Here is an 18,023-nt window from a genome sequence, read left to right as displayed (position 1 = left end):
ATGTTGGCACGTGACTGTTCCAGGTAGTCACCACCATCACTGGCCACTTCCTCGGCATTCTTGCCACCCAGCTTCTTGCCAAACTGGCTCGCCTGACCAGCAAGCTCACCAATCCCGCCGACAAGGTCCAGTGCGCCAGCGCCAATTCCTCGGGCTACATCCCCAAGCCCCACATCAAGATTGCGAGCCGAGGCGGCGACGGGGCGCAGCTGGGCAACAGAAGCGGCAGACAGGCTGCTGTCCAGATTGCGCCAGAACGGATCATTACGGGTATCGGATGATTGCGGTTGTGGCAGGGCATCACGCAGTCCAGGTTTATCCATGGCATCCTCGATTTTTGGCAAAAGAAAAGCCCCGAACGGCGAACCGTTCAGGGCTTGAATGGGGGAATGCTGGCCAATAAACAGACTGGCCGACTATGGGGAGATGCTAACGCTGGGAGGGGGTAAAGGCAACTACTGGCGCCCTTGGGCCTGACTCATCGCCTTATAGGCGTCCAACTTTATGTCACGCAGTCGGGTGGCAGTGACCGTCGCCTGCTCTGCCTTCTTCTGTTTGGCTGCCTGCTGGCGCCACAGCTCAAAAGCGGTATTCATTCTGGTAGGGTTCTCCATCAGGTCATTCAGCTTGCCATGCTGGTTCGCCTCTTTGACGAACTGAAGTCGGTCAGGATCACCATCAGTCCACTCCTTGATAGGCGCGCTGGCGGTCAAATTTTCACGCTTGCTAGTCATGCCGTAAGTGTCGGCCAATGCAGCCTTACTCTGCTCAAGCTGGGCGTCCAGCGCGTCCAGTTGCAGGTCTTTATCCTCTGTATTGCTGGAAGATATACGAGCTCGGTTCTGTCCGTGCTGCTTCTCAAGGTCAGTCACAGCCTTCTTGTAACCGGCTTGGTCTGGGCCTGCTGCCAGGCCGAGCGAGGCCCGCAACTGGTCTGCATTGCCAATCATATGTTTGGCGAGGGCCGCTCGCTGATAGGCCGGCTTTAAGAAGTCGTTGATGGGGATCACCTTAGGGGGATCGTCAGGGGACGAGCTCCGATTATTGGTGACCGGTCGTACATCCTTGCTGCCATCGTCATAGGTGACTTCCACCCCCAGTACCACCCCGCGCCCATCCGGAGTCACCATGATATTGTTGAGCTGTTTAGCGGTGATGGTCTTGCCGCTATCTGGATCAATATCCCCCACCCCTTTATTGACCTCATCCTGATAGAGAGTGCCAGCTGCCTTGATAAACGTTGGATCGTTAACCATCGAGTGGCCTTCCGGCGTTGAGGGATCCAGCTTGCCCTCTTGTGCCTGGCGCATCAGGTTGCCCGCATAGGTGACAAAGGTCTTGCCGGCCTCGGCATAGTCCTGCTGTAGATAGCGCTCAGGGTTGTAGGAGCCTGCGCGCTTGTCACGGACCACACCCCAGAACTGCTCTCCAGGGTCTTTCCCATCGGCAACCGCTTGCCAACCTGACTGGATGATGGGCAGGTTCTCCTGTTGGAACAGTTGCTTCTCCCGTTGTTCACGCTGCCACTGATATTCCTGCTGCTGACGAGCTTCGCTGGCAGAAGCGCGGCGTTCATAGGCATTTGCACGGGCTTCATCCGCTTTCAGTTGCGATGCTTTGAGCGAAAACTCCTTTTCATAGCGAGCATCCGCCACACCATCTCGTGTCTTTGAGTAATCCACGCCCTCCTGATAACGCTCGTCTGCAACTTTCTGCCGATCCTGCTCGTTCTGCCACATGGCATCGCGCAAGCTCATGGACTTATCCATGCGATCGTCATCTTTCTGACCACGCTGATAACGGTCCATTGTATTGAACCCAGCCAGGAACCCCTCTGCCAATCCTGAAACGCCCATCCCTTACCCCCTTAAAACAGACTGTCTGCCAGAAAACCGATACCGGCCCCGATCGCCGTTCCAATCCCCGGCATGACCATGGTGCCGACAGCCGCGCCAGCACCAACAGAGCTCATGGTTTGCGCCTTCCGAGCAGTCTTGAGGCCCTTGTTGGCCGCCTCAAGTTCTGACTCTCTATTGGCTGCATCACGCAGGCCTGTCATCCCCTGCTGGCGCGTCTGGGCACCGAGATCCAAAATTCCGTATCCCATCACACTCTCCCGCCAGCTTTAATTGATTCACGCAGACCGGCATCGGCACCAGTCAGGATCCCCATCTGGCGTGCCTGCTCCTGCTCACGCAGACCATTCTCTGTTCCGGCCGTCATCAAGGCTGATCGCAGCCCTTGACTGTTATCGTTGGCAAGAGTGGGCGCTGTAACCCCCATGCGGGCATTCCGATTAGCTGTGGCCTGCTGAGCAGAACGCAGGGCGTTCGCATTGTTCCCATCCACCCTGCCAAGCTGGTCCTGGAGTAACTTGCCATTGGTGGCCAGGTCCATCAGCTCTTTCTGCTTGGGGTAGAAGCGAGTCTTCCAATCCTGATATTGCTCCCGGGTAATCTTGGCGTATGTGTCTGCGGCGTATCCCATTGCTGACTCCTTAGTAGCCCTTGTTTTGCAACACGGATGCGGTCGGGCTGATCTTCTTGCTGCCTACCACCGCAGGAGCTTTCAGCTGCCCAAGCCCATAAGCGGTAGCACCGCCGGCTAATGTGCCTACCAATCCTGCCGTGGCCTGCTTATCCTGGAACGAGGTCTGGGCATCGCTCACCGCCTTGCGCAAGCTGGTATTGGCCACATCCCCCATTCCGGCAAGGGATTCGGCCTTCTGGCCAGCACCAATGCTCACCACATCCTTGAGCCCTGCCACATACTTATCTTGCTGGCTGGACTGGGCCCGATTGGTGGTATCGGTCTGGCTCAAGGCCTGATCTGTTTCCAAATCGCCCATTGCCCCCTGGTACTTGCCACTGGTTGGGTCTACTCCACCTGCGGCCATGGAGTCAGCCAGCCCGGCGCGCGCTTCGCCAAAGGCCTGTGCCGTACCAAGGGCTGCAGTCCCAGCCAGCTTGTCGTATTGCTGCTCGCTGTTGAGGTTATCCACCTTGTCCATGAAAAGGTCCTCATACTGCTGCAGGTCGTTTTTGTAGAGATCCCACTGCTCCATGGCCACACCCGCGGCAGCTTTCTGGGCCTCGGTTTCCTTGATTTCGTTCGAGCCACCCTTCCCCATCACCCACCTCTCACAGGTTGATCTGAAATACGTACAGGCCATCAGCATCGTCCGGCTGACGCACCCACCCCATTCTTGGCGCTACCCTGAGCCACCCCCTACGCGCAGAGTGAAAGCGCAACCAGCGGGCCCCGACCATGCGGGCTAACCGCCTCACCTCGGGCAGATGCCTCTCCGGTACTCCGCCGTGCCCCCAGCCGACCCACACCAGCACCCCGGTAGTGCCCCGTTCGCTGACCGGCTTCAAGACGAAACCGTCATCTCCACGCACAAACAAAAACGCCACCCGGTTTCGGATGGCGTCTTTAAGCTCAGCTAACAACCTTGGATTGCCAGTGTCGATGGCAATTCGCGATAGGTATCGATTCTGCATTGCCATCAAGCTAGACATACAACCGCCAGGCATGAACTAGATGCATACGGATACCCTTTATTATCACGATCATAGCTAATGGTGTGGACCTGGTTAGCCGCTAGCAAGCTCTCGAAATTGTGATTCATCGTCGAACCTTGCCCCATCCCGTAATCGCTTGCCGTCAGTGATCCAATTGCCACCCCATTTAGATAAACAGTGGCTGTCGTTGTGGATGTCCCACTAGAAACGGTAAGCATAAAAGTGCACTTTCTTACGAATGGCTGAGCCGGAAGCGATACAGGAGAGGCAAGATTCAAGGAATATGTCCTAACAATATCGCCAACAATCTTCTCTGCATAAATTGTCCCCTTCACCACACAGTCCTGCTCAATCGTGCAGTTTCCCAGGGTGATGTTTTTGACATATCCTCCCTCTGCCCGCAGACGATTGGTGAACAGACTGCCATCGGCATAAATCATGGTGTACCAACCCCAGCTCCAACCGGCATAGGGGCCGCCCTTGCCAAAACCAGCTGCTCCCCCGGCCATGAAGGAATTGCCCATATCGAGCTGGCCACCAGTGATCAAGGGGGCACTGATACTGACACCGGCCTTGATGTAGTCCGCGGTGATCTTCTCTGAGTGAAGGATCTGGATGGTGGCAGCCTTGATGACCGCCTCTTTGATGGCAACCCGGCCATCATCAGTAACCCCGAATATGATCTCTTTCACACTCGGGTTTGCTGGGTTATAGATTGCGAAGTGTGTAGCTGATGCGATGATCTCATCCACGTCAGGGCTGGTCTTGGCCCTCAAGCCTGCAGTGCTATGAAGTGGCCCTGTCAGCCCATTTTTGTTGATGAAACGCACCCAGTAATAGGCGGTATATCCCTTCCCTACGGCGTCTGAGTAGACATTCGACAGTGTGGTGCCGATCGCCACGGCACTGGCCGGATTGTCCACCAGTGCCCGCAATATCTCTGCATACGAATGCCCCTTGTAACCAGGAATATCCCACGTCAGGACAATGGTATGAAAAGCGCCATCTACAGTGACATTCGTTGGGGCAACAGGAGGCTGTACTCCTGACCATTCAGGGTCTGTTGGCTTATCCGGTGGCAACTCCGGCACCACCGCCCCGCTGCTATTGCGGCGCAAGTTCACCATGCCAAGGGACGCTGCCTCTCGTAGGGTCAGCGCCTTGTCCAGCCGGTCGCCCTTCTGGCCGGTCAGGATCTGCATGTTCTCGGTCAGCCCCTGCGGGGTACCGCTGGCACGAAAGGAACTCTTGCTCATTGCGCTGCTACCTCAGCAATGCTGGTGCCCAGAGTAATGCGCTCGATCACCGCAGTGCCGGCCACCTCAACCTGCCACCGACGCCCCCGCAAAGGAGGCAACCTGAAGACGCCAGCAGGTACCTGGCCCTCGGTGAGGGCAAATACTCGCACCCCGTCTATGAGCAGCGTAAAGCGGCATTGGCTGATCAGCTCGCCGGTCACCCGGGCACAACCCAACCTGACGCCGAGTGGCAACTCAAACTCTTTAGAGCGCCAGATCATCGGCAAGGCAGTATCCCCAGCCCGCCACTGATAAAGCTCAAGACCCTTGGCCAACATAAGCGCATCGAGCTGCATGTCAGGCACCGCAGTATCCCAACGACCCGATAACCAGCGCAGATCTCCCGATTTCGGATCAAAGACAAACCCATGGCTATCGGTCAGAGCAACATACTTGCCTTCGCTGTACCAAGCGCACAGAGTCTCAGGTTTCATCAACTGCCACTGCTCACGGGTGATGATGCCCTCGGTGATCAAGGTTCCACCATCGGCCCCGACTCCAATCAGGCCATCTGGCGCCGCATAGAGCACCATGCCATCCAGCGCCACCATAGATCTCGCACTGACACAGGCTTGCTGGACCGAGGAGAGCTTCTGTCCGGTGATGGCTGAGGGGGACGCACCTTGAAACAGATAGGGATAACCCTTGGTCCCCACTACCAGCGCCGTATCGATAGCCGCGATCGCCACGATGTCATGCTCGGTGGTTAGCTTGTACTTCTCCGGCCAGGCGTAAGGTAGAAAGGGCTCGGAGAACAGCACGGCATTACCGATGAATCCTGCACAGATGCCGTTAGCCATCTGACAAATGCCCCGCATGGCATCCGGCGGCATGGTGTAACCATAGGTCTCAAGCACGGGTCCCAGCTCGCCATCCTTCTGGCTATCGCTGTGCGTCACGGTCGCAATGGGGAGCTCGGCCACCAGCAAGTAATCTGCCATCCCACCACCTGACACCGACCGATAGAGGCGACGCCGGGTGATGTTGCTGTTGTTAGTTGGGACTGGAGACAACCCCACCAGCACGGTGGAGTTTGGGATGGTGATAGTGACTTTCCCACTGGCAGGCCCGGGGGCCCCCTCCTCCCCCAAGCCGGTGACATAGGTCTCAACATAGAAGCGAGTTTCATCATCGGTTGGATCATCATCTGTGCCGCCAGTCGGTGGGGTAACAGACTGCATATTCGGAGGTGTCGCTGGGGCAGGAACACCAAGGCGGTACCAGGCCGTTGGCTTGTGAATGCCACTGGTTGCGATCGTGTCATAGGTCAGCTTGGGGGACTCACCATCGGTGTAATAGATCCGGTTGTACTGGTCTTGTGCGATGGGCGAACGCATCACCTCGACTAGCTTGTTCCAGGTAAACCAGTGGACACCGTAATAGTGAAACAAGGTTTTGGGCACCAGGGGCAGTGTCAGGCCAACAGGCTTGTCCGCCATCAACGGTGCCAGCACCCCGCGATCAAAGTGGCAATCCTGCGCCAGAGTGGCCGCTTCATCAGGCAATAGATGATCAGCCACTCTCGGCACCATCCCACGCATGGTTACGATATCAATGGGTGACATGTGGAACCCTCACGTGGTAACCACAAGATCTATCGGCACTGTTTGACCGATGCGTGCAGCAAGCCAGTTATGGATACCAGCAAGGATTGGTAATCGAACCGAGCAATAGTTATTCCCATAATTTACGGTTGCAGCCTCTGCGCTACCTAAGCCAGGCACAACGACCCGAACTCGACGTCCCGCAGCAAACTGCCCCTGACACTCAATAAAGATGATATCTGACATCCGACTACTCGTAGAAAGTACGACCAGTGCTTTTCCATCAAATGAGGTGGGATTGATGCTTCCCATAGGGTTAAGTGGGCCTATGCTGCCTTGAGTTGCGGCAAAACCACATAGCAGTACATCACCGTTAACGAATGAACCAATTGTGAGCCGATGTGTTGAAGCACTGCGACCTGCCAGATCACCAAGTAAACAAGGGGCTGGCAACCCAGCTCGATTAGCGGTATCACTCATCCAGCGGTTACCACCAAACTCGCTATAAGCAGCAGATAACAAAAAGGGTTTAGCAGGAATTGTCATTTCTTGACTCCAGCTTCTCATCAAGGGCCTTCACGGCTTCCACCAACAAGGCCAACACCCCGGCATGTGCGATAGATAGCGTGCCGTCCAGGTTCAAGAACACGGATTCTGGTTGCACCACGGCCAAGTCCTGTGCGATCAGCCCCGCTTCGCGCTGGCCTGTTTTGTCATACAGATGGCCGGTGAGCTGCTTCACCTTGGTCAGCGCGTCAGTAATAGGGGTCAGGTTCGATTTGAGGCGACGGTCAGAGCGGATATACACATCGTTAAAATTGCCATTTCCTGTTGCGTAAACCCCACCAGAAGTATTGATCGCATCGGCATCGGTATTGGCCACATAGAGCTTCTTGCCACCGAAGGTCCGTACCCAGGTCGCATCCTCCATGTACATGCCACCACCATAGGTCTCGTTGATCCAGCCTGTGTTGCCGGTAGATCGAAACCAGTTGTTGAGGTAAAGCGTGCCATAACTGCCACCGTCCCCCATATAGGGATGGGTATGGCTGGCTGGAGCAAAATCTGGTTTATCTGTGACCTCGGTATAGCTTGGCCAACGTGAGGCCGTCACCGGAACTTGATCAATTTGTCCCCAGGTATGTCGGTGGCTTACTGCAGCGAACTCTGGCTTACCAGTCACCTCATCCCAAGCAGGCCAGCGGGAAGCATAATCGGGGAGCCCCGTCAGCTGCGACCATGCATGGGTGTGACTGACCGAGGCCGCCCCGATCTCTTCAATCGTGGGCCAACGTGTAGCGTAGACAGGAATGTTAGAAAGTTGAGACCATGGATGACTGTGCTCAGATGGCGGCATGGTCACCGGCTTACCGGTGACATCAGCCCAGCCGGGTACCCAGCTTGCGGGCCGAGCCCCGACATCCGCCGCACTCAACACAACCGCACCGGTCATACCATTAATGGAGATCACCGCATCGGTGCCGTCAATTTTGAACCAGGAACGGCTTGCGGGATCCCAGTGCAGGTAATCCCCTCCTACATAGGACTCGCTGGCGATGACCCCGGAATGTGAGATCCGATAAAACGGGATCCCTTGATTGGGCGCTGGCGCTATCGGCGCACCTGCTGATGCGTTCCAAGGACCGGCCCAAACAAGCTGTGATGTGATGGCCTGCGCCCACTTTTGTGCCTGCAATGCCCAATGCAGCGCCGAAAACTCTCCGGGCCGCCCATTAATGTCGCTTCCCTCTGGGTTCTGAGCCCACGCTTCAGCCAGGTTCTTCGCCATACTCGCCTGCTGCGCACTGGTAGCTGCTGCAGCTTGATCCTGAGCCGCCTGACTCGCTTTATCACTGGCCGTGTCTGCTGCCGCAAGAGCTTGCGCCGTTTTCGCCACCACCTCATCACGCATGCCTTGAACGGCTACTTTGCTCTGCCCAACAGACTCCGCGTTGGTGCTGACCTCTCTACTTTGCACTGCGACGGTGGCCGCATGGGTAGCCACCTCCGTCGACTTTGTTTCTACCACAGCACGATCAGCAGATACCTGTTGGGCCAATGTAGTGACCCTTCCTGCATGCTCAACCGTAACAACCTTTGCGCGTTCAGAGGCTTGAGCCGCAGAGTCTGCATTGCTGGCGTAAGTCAGGGCATGGGCTTCGGAAGCTGCAGCGGCAATCTTAGCGCCAAGAGCCGTATTTGCTTGGATAGTCGCAGCGCCAGCACTGGCTGCCGCGTCATTTGCCTTGGTGGTGGCGGTCGCCGCACTTTCGCTGGCGTTGGTAGCCTGGGCTGCAGCCGCTGCTGCACTGGTCTCTGAGGCCGAAGCACTGGTGGTTGCTGCAGTGGCTGAATCGCTGGCCTTGGCTGCATGGTGCAGCGCGGAGTATTTGTCGGTCACCACAGCCACATCAAGCGGATTTTCTGCCCACTGCAGTGCCCGCGTGGCTGAGGCTGTAGCCGCTGTCGCACTGGTCGCCGCCTCACCCGCTTTACTGCTCGCCGTATTGGCGGATGCCAAAGCTGCACTAGCCTGCTCAGCTGCTAACTGGCTAGCCCGTTGCGCGGCACTTACGTCATTGCCAGTCTGGGTCCGATCCCGACCGGTTGCCTCAGCCGCAGACTCAGCTCTTTGCATCGCATCGACCGCTCGCTCGAGCAGAGGTGGCGTCAAGCTGATACCGCTATCGACCAGGATACTGTTCAGTGGACCATCTACGCCTTGAGACACCACAACCCCGGTTCCCAAGTAATCCATGTCACCACATTGGTCATTCTGGGCATACACATCGTAGCTGCCCACTGCCAGCGGGAATCGATACCGACCAGCAGCATCACATTTGAAGGTCAGTACCGAGCCCATCAGCACTTCACTGGTCGTGGTGATGGACCGCAACTCGATGATCGCCCCAGGTACCAACTTGCCTGCGGGATCGGTCATCACTCCGTGGATCTGGATCATTGGCGCCGTCCGTTGGTGCTGGCCTGGCTGTCCCGCATCGCTATCATGGTGGCATCTGTTTCGGTGCTGACCGATAACGCCTGCGTGAAGGACTGCAGGTGAAGTTGCCCTCTAGACGCATTTGCCGTCACCTCCGAGTCACGCATAAACGCCCGGTACATGATCCAATCCAGACAGGGGGTGATATATCGGTCATCAACCTCGACCTGAGCGCCCGACTCGACCGTCGATCTCGTTGCCGGTGTTGGGAGAATACTGAGCACAAGATCGACACTCACTCCCGCCTTCACCCCGGGATACAGCCAGAAGGCGGTGATATTGGTGGGTTCGTGGATATAAAGCTCCGCCTCTTCCCCACCGGTACTGCTAGCCCAGCTCGGGATTAAGCTCTCCAGGTCAGCACGTGACACATACCGGATCGACTTGCCAGTCAGCGTATTGCGCTCAATGTCTATCAGCTTGATGGTCCCTGCGGGGGCGGTTTGCCGAGTACCAGCGGCACAGGCAAAAGATTGGGTCTTGATGAAGATGTCCGGTCTGGCGCTGGCGATAGCGGATATCGCGCTGTTGTAGTAGGAGATCAAGTCCTCCAGACCCCAGCCGATCCGCTGTGTATCCGTTAACTCAATTGATGCTCTATTCAACATTTCACTGACCAGCATGACTCACCTCACCTCACATCAGAAGAAGTTGCGTGTTCGCACTGGGTTTTGAACCCTTGCGCTCTCGGTTTGCTCAATGCGGAACCGGTACGCAGCGCGGATCCCGTCATAAAACTTGCGGCGATTTATCTGAGCCAGTTCAGGGTTTGTCCAAGGCTTGGCGTGCAATTGCTGCAAGAGATACGCAGCCCCACAAGCCAGCTCATGTGCGAAGTCCTCAACGAGAGCTGATGGGATCAGTGTTGCGGTCGGCAGAGGTTCAATGGCACCGACGATGCAAACGTTGCTCAGTGGTACAAGGAAGCGAATGGATTCGGCAGACTGAGCGTGATAGTGCAGGCTAGGTGTGAGCATGATGTCGCCCGCAGTGATGCGATGAAGCACCGACCCAGTCACCTGTGGCACGCGCACATCCTGCCTTGCCTGACGATTGATACTGCTGGCCATCGCGAAGCTAACGGTCTGCCCCTCTAGCACTTCATCAAACTGGCGCTCTAGATGAACCAGCGCGCTTTCATGACAAAACACGATGGCCGCCTCGATAAGGTAGCTATGTGCTAATGCGTCAGCACCTTCCGTGTGAGGTAAATGGAGGACCCGCTGGCGAACCAGCGGGATCAAGGTAGCTGTACTCGCCAACCGGCTATCTTGTACCGGCACCATTACTCAGCGGCCTGCTTGGCTTTAAGGGCATCACGTACCCGCAGGCGAAACTCATCCACCTTCTCACGTGGCTCTTGCGCTTCAATGTTCAGCTCCTCACCTTCCACCAAGGTTGCAAGTTGGGCGGAGGTCAGCTTGGCCAGGTCACGGTCACCAACGATCATGCTTTGCTCTTCGGCCAGACGGGCAGCCTCCTGCGCCAGTCGTTCTGCCTCCTCGGCAGCCAGCTTGGCGATGGTCTCTTGACGCAGGATCTCGCCAGGCAGAGCCTCGGCACAAATCCAGACGGTGGGAAACTCCAGCAGTTGCATGGCAATATGGCTCTCCACATCTACCGCGGTATGGCGCGGGAACACCATGCGGGAACCAGTAACGGTGTCTTTCTTGCTCGGCTTGTCACCGATATAAACCACGGCAATTTTGTCGCTCACGGCAATATCTCCAATCCAGAAATGAAAAAACCCGGCACAGGGCCGGGCGCGCAGCGATGGGCGAGTTACAGATTGCCAATTACCTCATAGTGCAACTTGAGCTTGGCAGTACCCGTTGCGGCGCCACCGCCAACGGTGAGGGTGATCTCCTGCCCACCCTCAGTCATCAGGTCATCCACCGGAATGTACTTGGCTACGGCGGTTACCGTGCCCTCAGCACTCACAATGGTGGTGGTACCAATCTTCACTGTCAGCGTGGTACTGGCGCCCAGCGCGCCGGTGATAAGTGACACTCCCACCACCTTGAGGTTGGGCTCGACCTTGTCACCGAACGCAATCACATCGCCTGATGGAACGGCTACCAGCTTGGCAATGAAAGTCGGAGAAATAGAGAGGTTGCCGAACGCGCCGACAAACCAGCGGCGGCAAGTGGCAATCAGGTTAATCTTGGCCATGATATGGCTCCTTGTCTGATCAGCTAATGACTGAGGGCCTGATGACCCTCTGTGTCTGTGGGTTATCAGCGAACTATCGGGCTCACCGCGGTATCCAGTGCCATGCAGCCATGATCCTGGATGTTGCCGTTCTTCTGCTTGAAGCGGATCTTCTGCAGGCCCCCCATCCAACGCACAGACAACTCAGTGGCGTTGTCGTGGTCGGTTTTCTCTTCAAACATGCCAAAGGAGCTGCCCTGCTCTCCCGAACCAAACGCATTGGCAAGCGCTTGGCCGCCCAGCAAGATTGCACGGTCAATGGTGGTACCGGCTACCTTGTCCACTTCTACCCCTGTAGCAGAATCGGCCGCACAGACTTTCACGAGACTTCCCTGGTTAAAGCGAACAGGCATCCCCTTATAAGGCTTGACCAGAATGCCGCGCCACATCGCCCCTTCCCCTAGAAAGATCGGGTGATTCCAGCCTTTACTGCGCACCGTGACCGCGGCCAACATGGCGTTCCAGTCCTTGCCCGAGGAGCTGGTGTAAAAGTCGTGCCATTGGCGCGATGTAACGTAGAGCACGTAGAGGGGTTCGCCACCTGACGGGTCAGACACCATCCGAATAGGCTGGATGGGGTTGGCCATCTCAGACAGAAACAGCGCCATGTTGTCCACACAGCCGAGATTGAAACGGTCGGCCGCATCGATGGTTTCGAAAGAGGTCGCATCCCCGCCAAAAAAGTGACGCTGGTAGGTCGGTGCGGTGATCGGGTTGATCATGATGTCTGCAAACTCTTCATCATCTGCCAGCGGTAGGATGATGTCGTCCGCAGCATAATCGCCACGGGCACCGGCCAGCTGAACGAAACCGCGCTGGTCTGTCAGACGGCCGTAATAACCATCAGCCAACAACACGCGAGCGGTCTTGATCAGGTCATGCTTGGTACGCTTCTGGCTCATCTTGCCACCCGCGTCCACACCATGACGGGTCTGGTTGATCTTGAGCGAGAAGTCTGCAAACGCCAGGCTCTCGAGACGACCAGCAATCTTCTTGTCTCCCATGGTTGGGCGACCAGAGAGCTGATGGAACAGCTGCATATCCACTTCATCACCGGCATTTTTGCTCAGGTCAGTGATACGAACTACCGGGGCACCCGCGCTGGTCTGCTTGCCACCGTTGACCTTGGCACCTTTTGGCGCCTCTTCAGTCAACAGGTTAACCAGGGAGTGCGCTCGGTTGGCAGCCGTAAACAAGGCCGCCTGCATAATCTTGTTGGCTTGCGCCGAGGTGACTTGGGTCATGATCCTCTCCTACCTAAAAACAAAAACCCCGACACAGTGGTCGGGGTTTGCGTGTTAATCGTGTGGTGGGTTAATACCCGGCTTGCTCCAGTAGTGCCTCGAGCTGGGCGTCCGTCATGGCCCCCATTTCGCCGACCAACTCGGTCTGCGACATGGCGCCATAACGGGCAACACCGGTTTCGGGAGCTTGATGGGTTTGGCCGAGCGCCGACGGGCTGGATGGGATGAAATCAGCGGGCTTGTCGGTTTCCGTGCTGGGTGCCTTAACGGGCGGTGGAGCAGTCTCCACGATATCGCCAAAGGCCAGTTTGGTACGACGGGCCGCCTCTGCAAATCGCTCATCCAGTGACTTGCCCTGCCACGCGGGGTCTACCTGAAGCTTTTCATCGACGATGATGGCGAAGTCGAAGCGATCCTGGTCCTTGTCCCGCCAGCTCATCAGGTCAGGTACCGTCTGCAGAGCGGCCTGCACCGGATTAGCGGCAGGTTGCACCACTGCTGGCTGTTCCAGCAGCTGGATCTTGCGTGCCATGGCGGCCATGGCCTTCCCAATCTCCGGAAAGTCCTTGGCCAGTTGGTCCACTTCATCCTGGCTAAGCTGGTCTGGCTCAGCATCAGGGTTAATCCCGTGCTTCTCCAGTACCGCCTGCAGCTTGTCCCGCTCAGCCTGAGCTTGCTGAGAATGGTTCAACTGCTCACGCAGGGCCTTGTTCTCACTGCGCGCCAGCTCCAGCACGTCATAAGGGATGGTGTGTTGACCACTCTTGGCCAGGATCACCTTTTCAGGTGCCGCAACCACTTCATCATCCTGCTCAATACTGGCTGCCACTTCGACCGCCGACGGCGCGGTCTCTACGTCCGTTTTCTCGGTGACAGTGCCATCGGATAGCTCGGGATCGCCCTCTTGTTCGATCTCCTCCAGCATGGCTTCCAGTTCGTCCAGGCTCTCAGTCCCGGTCAGGTTGTCGATGTTCGTATCCATGGTCATCCTCGTGGGTTTTCAGTGGGTGGTATCGCTGCCCAAGCGGGGAAACACTCTTAACAAAAGCGCTTCCCGGCTGGAGCTAGGCACAAAAAAACCCGCGCAAGGCGGGTTGAAAACGTGCACGACACGGTTTGAAAAGTCTCACTTGAGATAATGATGTTTCAAATCGTAGTGAGCAACTGGCAGAAATGACATATGAAAAAGGCCCAATCTCGAGAGACTGGGCCATGTTGGGGAAATCCTAACGCTGGCAGGTCAAGAAAGCAACAATCAGAGCGTGATAGCATCAATCTGCTGCTCAATGGTGGCAAGCAACTGAGCCTGTAGGGCTGCTTGCTCGGCCTGGATCCCCTCTTGTTCAGTAACCAGTAGCTCCATCTCCTGCAGGGTCTTGCCTGTCTGGGCCTGCTTAAGCGCATCCTCGAACCGAATAGAGTCGGTCAGCTTGGTTATCCGTTGGGCTTCTGCCTGCCACTTGGCCGCCTTGCCTTCCAGCTCGGCCAGCTTGGCCTGCATCTCACGCATGGCCATCTCCTGCTCCATCTGTTGCTGCTGGGCCTGCTGCTCTGCGGCGGCACGCTCCTCCTCATCCATCTCCTCGGGATCTTTGGGGATCTGAAGGGCATTACGTATCCGCTCCACGAACTCAGCCTTACGCGGCACATCCATCAGCTCAACCAGCAGATCAAAGCACGCTGCAGCGGCTTCCGGTGGCAACTGTGCCATAGCCTGGGTCATACGCTCTGCCAGTTGCTGCTTGTAAGCCGCGGTCTGCTGGATAGGCGCCAAGGCAATATGGGCCCGCAACCGGGTCACGTCATTAGTGAGCTTGCCGTCCTCCTGCTCCACGTTGATCACCACCGCCTTGCGGCGGCGCGGATCATCGCGATTGACGGTCACCTTGTAGTTGCGCTTGCTGGCCATATCCTCCAGCAGATAGGCCAGCGCCAGCTGCCCCACCAGTTGGCAGCCCATCCGGTAGTTGTCATTGATCTCGGAAAGTGTCGTGGCGCCCTGCTCGACCAGGTTGCTGATGGCAACACCTGACTGGCCAGTAGTCCCCTGCCCCAAGAAGGCGGCATAAACCCCCATGGTGTCCTGGATGAGCTTCACCGAATCCTGCATCACCTGGAACTGCTGGGCCGCCACGTTGAAATCCTGCTCCACCTTGAAGGCGTCACTCACGCTGGTCTTGTTGATGCGATCAGGGTTGAGCTCGACCAAGCCATCCGGGCGCTCAACCTGCTCCAACACCTGCTCCCGAGTCATGTTGGTGGCATCCTTATCCATGATGACGCGCTTAGCCTGCAGCAAGAAGGTGAGCTTGATACGGCGTAGGTTCACCTCATCCTGAGCAGGAATGGCACGGGCGATCAGGCCATAAGGTTCACCAGAGCTGTCTTTGCGGTATCCCCAGAACGGCACCAGCGGATACATATTGTGGGGCGCACTGCAGGGGCGATCGACCAGGTGATGGGGACCCACGAACCAGGACTCGCGGATCACGGCTACCGGACGACGCTCCAACCTGGCGCGGCCCGTGGCAACAGCGGCAAGATGAAGTTGGTTGGTCTTGTCATATTCCAGTGCTCGGCCAGAGTCGAGCATCAGCACTTGGCGTGTGCTGAAGGTGCGGTAATAAACCACCTGCAGCAGCACCCGATCACGCTCTCGGCTACACCACTCGACCTGTTTGCTGTCAAAAGAGCTCCACTCATCGAAGGCACTGACCAGATCGGGGGCCATTCCTTCAATTGATGTCAGGCTGACTATCCCATCCCAATCATTCACGCCCCACGTCAACGCCTCGGCCTTACTCGGAAACAGGGTCTTTGCTTCATCCAAATCAACCCAGCGGCGGCGCATCAGCCACCGGCAATCAGTCAGATCTGGCTCACGACTGTGCCAGTCCCAATACACTTCGTCCCGATGAACATTGCTGAACTTGTAGCGCGGACCGAATGGGTCATCCTGACGGCGCACCTCAACCCAACCGAGACCGGTCTTTATCTGCCCAGCGTAAGCTTCACCCCGGGCTCGATCCAACCCTCCCAGCCGACACATGTCGGCGTACTCGGCGTTAACCGCCTCCGCCATCTGCTCCAGCTCATCATCGTGATCATCAGCAATGACCATCAGATCGGTTCTGCTCTTGGCCTCCATGCCCAGCACTCCATCAATGGTGGGGGCGATCAGGTTATGGATAGTAAGTGGCTGCCCGCGCTCTTCCAGCACCTTCTTCACGCTGGCAGGCAGCTGGTCATTGTCATAGTAGGCACAGGCGCGATTAGCCATAGAACGCCAATCAGGCTGGCCATTGATGTCACTCATCATGTTGAGCAGACGTGCTGTATCGAGGCCTCCCCGTGAGGGGGCCTTGGGTTGGTTCTTGATCATCTCAGTTGGCCATCCAGTGCTTGGGTTTACGTGCGGTGCCGGACTTGACGATGCGAGCAGGCATTCTGGCCCGCATCTCTTGGGCAATCATGTAACTGACGAGCTGATCGTCGTAACAGCCAGTCTGGGCATTCATGCTGCCCCGTTTGTCATAGACGTAGGTGGTTGCTTCACTGATGGTGCCTATCCAGTAGATCCCGGACTGGCCAGCACGCAGCAGGTCTTTGAGGCCATCCACCAGGATCGGCTTGGATTGTCGTGTGGTGAGCCAACCAAGGCGCGGGGTCTCATCATCCCGATCCCGGTCGATGTACTCCTGGGCGTAGATACGCCTTACCGGATAGTGATCCCGCAGGGCCAGCAGCACCGCATGACCATGGTTATTGCGCTCGGGGCCAATGTAAGCCGGACCATACTCTTCGGTGCCATACCACTTGCCGACATGAGCCAACAGCTGAGCAAAGAGACCAGGGTCAAGGTGCCCGTACCAGTGGGCTACCTGCCTGCCGTCACTCTTGGCTACCACATCACACGATGACCGGTCACCATGTTCGAGGCCTTCTGCCACGTCGGCGCCGATAGCGTAATCCTCGTCAGGGTCGGGCAGCTCCCAGACCAGCAGCATGTTCTCGAGCGAACGTTGGCCCTGCTCATCCAGGATCTCCGGCTTGCGAGCCCTCTCCCGTCTGCCGGTAACCGGGTCGATGTCATAGACAATGAGCGGGGCTATGCAGTCCCCCTCTGCGGCCATGGTGACTGTCGGGTCGAATACCCTACGGCCAGAAGTCAGGAACGCCTCCAGTGGTGTGCTGGGGAACTCCTGCTTCATCTCCGCCCCCTGTGTCGCCTCCTTGAGCACATACCATTGCCGTTGCTCATCACTGATCGTGCAACCCATTGCCTTCTCGACTGCGGCGAAGTATTCCTGCTGGGCTTTGCTGGCGGTCACACCAGACCTTGGGACCACAGCCACATACTTCGGATCCTGCCACCAACCAAAGAAGTGAAACTTCCAATCCTGCTGGGTCAGCTCGTAAGTGGTTCTCGCCAGCTCGAGGGACTTCATGCTCATGCTGTGGAAATCACCGCCCACCCCTTCTGCCGTGGATTCGATGAACGCCACGCAGCCTGGGTGAATGGCGTTAAGGGTACCGGTTCGCACCTCCTTGGCTTTCTCGGGGTACTTGGCGCAGATCTTCCCGTGTTCTGACACATGCAGGCGCTGGACTGTTCCGGAGCGAAAAGAGGTGGCGACCTGGATACTGGAGCCATGGCGAAACAGGATGTAACCACCGTTGGCACCACCGCGGCGAGAGGCTATTGGAAAGCAGGCCTTGAGCCACGTAGGCAGGTTATCGAACGGGACCTCAATCTTGGTGCGGTAGATCTCCCCTGCCGCGGTCAGGTCTTGGGCAATGATCCCGCACTTGATGTTCTTGTTGAACAGCGCCTCATCCAACAGGTAAATATCTATGGCAGTGGAGAAGCCTATCTGACGCGCCTTCAGCACAATGTTGAGCCACCACATGGTCTTGAACAGCAGCTCCTGCGCCGGTCGCAGCCTGAATTGCACCAGCTCACCCTGCTCATTCTCCACCTTGTAGAGGTTGTTCATCCGCCACCACTTATCGCTGAGTTTCGAGCGGATATAGGCAATCTGCTCCGGCTCAGTCATAGCGGAGATGTCGGGTTCGATCATTGGTGGGTCTCAGGCAATAAAAAACCCGCCGAAGCGGGTTGGTGTGCTGATGTGTGGCTACTCGCGCCCTTGAGGCTCTGCAGCCCAGGCGTTTGCAATAGCTTGCACCTGTTTCCTGGC

At 57.0% G+C, this 18,023-nt stretch carries 18 protein-coding genes; all 18 read right to left on the bottom strand.

Annotated elements, in window-relative coordinates; genetic code table 11:
* Window positions 1–323: hypothetical protein (locus LD28_RS0103350; RefSeq protein ID WP_033135606.1), on the bottom strand; the 323-nt coding region annotated here is incomplete at its 3' end.
* Window positions 324–455: 132 nt separating this feature from the next.
* Complete coding sequence (locus LD28_RS0103345) at window positions 456–1,856, bottom strand: hypothetical protein (protein ID WP_033135605.1); 1,401 nt, start codon at window positions 1,854–1,856, stop codon at window positions 456–458.
* A gap of 11 nt (window positions 1,857–1,867) precedes the next feature.
* A complete protein-coding gene (locus LD28_RS0103340) occupies window positions 1,868–2,107 on the bottom strand; it encodes a bacteriocin (protein ID WP_033135604.1) in 240 nt (79 codons plus the stop codon).
* Window positions 2,107–2,487, bottom strand: coding sequence for a hypothetical protein (locus tag LD28_RS0103335; protein WP_033135603.1), 381 nt, complete (start codon window positions 2,485–2,487; stop codon window positions 2,107–2,109). Before LD28_RS0103335 ends, LD28_RS0103340 begins: the two co-directional genes overlap by 1 nt.
* 10 nt (window positions 2,488–2,497) lie before the next feature.
* On the bottom strand, window positions 2,498–3,130 hold the full coding sequence (locus tag LD28_RS0103330) for a hypothetical protein (RefSeq protein ID WP_033135602.1): 633 nt from the start codon (window positions 3,128–3,130) through the stop codon (window positions 2,498–2,500).
* Between the two features lie 10 nt (window positions 3,131–3,140).
* The gene (locus LD28_RS0103325; RefSeq protein WP_241462255.1) at window positions 3,141–3,407 is read right to left on the bottom strand and encodes a hypothetical protein; all 267 of its coding nucleotides are present in this window, start codon (window positions 3,405–3,407) and stop codon (window positions 3,141–3,143) included.
* A gap of 101 nt (window positions 3,408–3,508) precedes the next feature.
* Window positions 3,509–4,780: a phage tail protein gene (locus LD28_RS0103320; protein WP_033135600.1), complete on the bottom strand. Its 1,272-nt coding sequence runs from the start codon at window positions 4,778–4,780 to the stop codon at window positions 3,509–3,511.
* Complete coding sequence (locus LD28_RS0103315) at window positions 4,777–6,342, bottom strand: hypothetical protein (RefSeq protein WP_241462254.1); 1,566 nt, start codon at window positions 6,340–6,342, stop codon at window positions 4,777–4,779. Before LD28_RS0103315 ends, LD28_RS0103320 begins: the two co-directional genes overlap by 4 nt.
* A gap of 54 nt (window positions 6,343–6,396) precedes the next feature.
* A complete protein-coding gene (locus LD28_RS22830; RefSeq protein ID WP_156120092.1) occupies window positions 6,397–6,912 on the bottom strand; it encodes a hypothetical protein in 516 nt (171 codons plus the stop codon).
* Window positions 6,896–9,328 (bottom strand): tail fiber domain-containing protein, encoded by a 2,433-nt coding sequence (locus LD28_RS0103305; RefSeq protein WP_033135598.1) that lies wholly within the window; start codon window positions 9,326–9,328, stop codon window positions 6,896–6,898. The genes LD28_RS22830 and LD28_RS0103305 overlap by 17 nt, the downstream gene beginning before the upstream one ends.
* Window positions 9,325–9,990: a phage adaptor protein gene (locus LD28_RS0103300; protein ID WP_033135597.1), complete on the bottom strand. Its 666-nt coding sequence runs from the start codon at window positions 9,988–9,990 to the stop codon at window positions 9,325–9,327. The genes LD28_RS0103305 and LD28_RS0103300 overlap by 4 nt, the downstream gene beginning before the upstream one ends.
* An 18-nt stretch (window positions 9,991–10,008) precedes the next feature.
* Window positions 10,009–10,653, bottom strand: a complete 645-nt coding sequence (locus LD28_RS0103295; RefSeq protein ID WP_033135596.1) for a hypothetical protein — start codon at window positions 10,651–10,653, stop codon at window positions 10,009–10,011.
* Window positions 10,653–11,084: a hypothetical protein gene (locus LD28_RS0103290; RefSeq protein ID WP_033135595.1), complete on the bottom strand. Its 432-nt coding sequence runs from the start codon at window positions 11,082–11,084 to the stop codon at window positions 10,653–10,655. The genes LD28_RS0103295 and LD28_RS0103290 overlap by 1 nt, the downstream gene beginning before the upstream one ends.
* 65 nt (window positions 11,085–11,149) lie before the next feature.
* A complete protein-coding gene (locus LD28_RS0103285; RefSeq protein WP_033135594.1) occupies window positions 11,150–11,539 on the bottom strand; it encodes a hypothetical protein in 390 nt (129 codons plus the stop codon).
* A gap of 65 nt (window positions 11,540–11,604) precedes the next feature.
* The gene (locus LD28_RS0103280; protein ID WP_033135593.1) at window positions 11,605–12,822 is read right to left on the bottom strand and encodes a phage capsid family protein; all 1,218 of its coding nucleotides are present in this window, start codon (window positions 12,820–12,822) and stop codon (window positions 11,605–11,607) included.
* A gap of 70 nt (window positions 12,823–12,892) precedes the next feature.
* Complete coding sequence (locus tag LD28_RS0103275; RefSeq protein ID WP_033135592.1) at window positions 12,893–13,804, bottom strand: hypothetical protein; 912 nt, start codon at window positions 13,802–13,804, stop codon at window positions 12,893–12,895.
* Between the two features lie 273 nt (window positions 13,805–14,077).
* The gene (locus tag LD28_RS0103270) at window positions 14,078–16,204 is read right to left on the bottom strand and encodes a portal protein (RefSeq protein ID WP_033135591.1); all 2,127 of its coding nucleotides are present in this window, start codon (window positions 16,202–16,204) and stop codon (window positions 14,078–14,080) included.
* Between the two features lies 1 nt (window position 16,205).
* Complete coding sequence (locus LD28_RS0103265; RefSeq protein WP_033135590.1) at window positions 16,206–17,903, bottom strand: terminase large subunit; 1,698 nt, start codon at window positions 17,901–17,903, stop codon at window positions 16,206–16,208.
* Window positions 17,904–18,023: the final 120 nt, after the last annotated feature.

The organism is Aeromonas finlandensis, from assembly GCF_000764645.1.
In the GTDB taxonomy this organism is placed as follows: domain Bacteria; phylum Pseudomonadota; class Gammaproteobacteria; order Enterobacterales; family Aeromonadaceae; genus Aeromonas; species Aeromonas finlandensis.
Note: the sequence above shows the minus strand (reverse complement) of the source record. Positions and strands in the feature narration are given on the sequence as shown.